Raw genomic sequence first — 564 nt, forward strand, 5'->3', positions numbered from 1 at the left:
AGCGGGCGACATGACCTCTGCCTCGGGTGTCTGCTTCGCGATTGAGAACGATGTGCATCTTCCTGGCCCCGAACGCGTCGAAGTTCTTGTGATGCACTTCGGTGATCTCCTCTTTCAGGACCTCGTCGCGCTGTTCACGCGCGGAGGGGGGACGGTGCTGGCGGGCGTAGTAGGTGCTCGGAGCGATCTGGAGCCCTGCTTCTCGCAGGGTCTGGCAGATCGGCTCGACTCCGAACTCTTCCTTGTGCTCATCGATGTATGAGCAGGTCAGCGCGATGGGCGGTCGAGCTCCGCCGCGAAGAAAGCCGAGGCCGACTTCAAGATCGAGTTCGCCCGCCGCAGCTCGCGGACTTCCTTCTCCAGCTCGTGAATGCGTTCGGCCTCTGCTGTGGTGGTGCCGGGCCGGTCGCCGGCATCGACCTGGCGCTGACGGACCCAGCCGCGCAGCGTTTCGGAGTTGACTCCGAGTTGCTCGCCGACCCGGCGGAAGACTCCGCGCTGGGAGCCGGGGTCGTCTTCGAGCGCATCGAGAACCATACGAACCGCTCGCTCACGCAGCTCGTC

Annotated in this window: 2 protein-coding genes and 1 other annotated feature; of the genes, one reads left to right on the forward strand and one right to left on the reverse strand. The window is 64.7% G+C overall.

Annotated features, from left to right (window positions below):
• Positions 1 to 262: hypothetical protein (locus tag MU407_RS14115; protein ID WP_246958433.1), on the forward strand; the 262-nt coding region annotated here is incomplete at its 5' end.
• Positions 179 to 307, reverse strand: a sequence feature (AL1L pseudoknot). It overlaps the preceding gene by 84 nt.
• Here the strand turns inward: MU407_RS14115 and MU407_RS14120 are convergent.
• The coding region (locus tag MU407_RS14120; RefSeq protein ID WP_246958435.1) for a transposase at positions 268 to 564 on the reverse strand (297 nt) is incomplete at its 5' end. Its footprint overlaps the feature before it by 40 nt.

This window comes from Brachybacterium sp. Marseille-Q7125 (assembly GCF_023062615.1).
Taxonomy (GTDB): Bacteria; Actinomycetota; Actinomycetes; order Actinomycetales; family Dermabacteraceae; genus Brachybacterium.